Source organism: Vibrio sp. 10N.222.54.A3, from assembly GCF_041474095.1.
GTDB classification, from domain to species: domain Bacteria; phylum Pseudomonadota; class Gammaproteobacteria; order Enterobacterales; family Vibrionaceae; genus Vibrio; species Vibrio crassostreae_C.
Window position 1 is genome coordinate 1 of the sequence record NZ_JBFRTN010000049.1, and the last position, 738, is coordinate 738.

1 protein-coding gene and 1 pseudogene are annotated in these 738 nt (G+C 39.3%); both read right to left on the reverse strand.

Going from position 1 to position 738, the window contains the following annotated elements:
* Nucleotides 1–7 precede the first annotated feature (7 nt).
* A complete protein-coding gene (locus tag AB4507_RS11495) occupies nucleotides 8–511 on the reverse strand; it encodes a YgjV family protein (protein ID WP_017057788.1) in 504 nt (167 codons plus the stop codon).
* Nucleotides 512–640: 129 nt separating this feature from the next.
* Nucleotides 641–738, reverse strand: a pseudogene (locus tag AB4507_RS23035) (2-dehydro-3-deoxyphosphogluconate aldolase); the annotation flags it as partial.

Sequence of the window (738 nt, forward strand, 5' to 3'; positions counted from 1 at the left end):
ATATTGCCTATTTTATAGTTAACAATCTGCGTTGATGTAAACGATAGATAGTGACCATGTTGGTGACAATAAAGGTGATTTCGACAAAGGACCCGCCAATCGAACCAATCCAAATGTTATGGCTAGCCCAACAGAAAGAATTGAATAAGATCAAGGACCTCAATGCGATGCCTTGTCTTGAAAAGAGTGCCCATGTCGCAACGGATGAACCAACAACCGTAATAAATTCAAAGAAATGATTCATGTTGGGTAAAGTCATGCACCACATCAAGCCAATAAAGAACCACATCACTTTGCGCGATTGAGTTTTTATCGATACATAGCTGCGAATAGCATTAATAATTACGCCTATAGCCGCCACTATGGCGCCCATTAATATGAAATGGATACTCATTACAAAACAAAAGATCATCATCTGGTAGCGAAAACGCATATCATCTTTTTGCCAAAAGGCCATTACACCGATACAAAAAGCCAGGCCGCCAACTCCTTGTGTTATCCAGTTTTCCATATTTAGCCTTTATTTTTAAGATGCTATCGAGCACGATTAAATATTAACTTTGAAAGAATAATGCTCAACCATAAAATAACCCTCCAAAAGGAGGGCTAGATATAACGTCAAAATGCTATTGCACTAGGTTTAATTGACTAACTTGACGGCTTCACGAGTTAAATGAGCCAGCTCTTCCCAATTGCCTTCTTCAATCAGCTTCTTATCCACCATCCAAGTACCGCCAC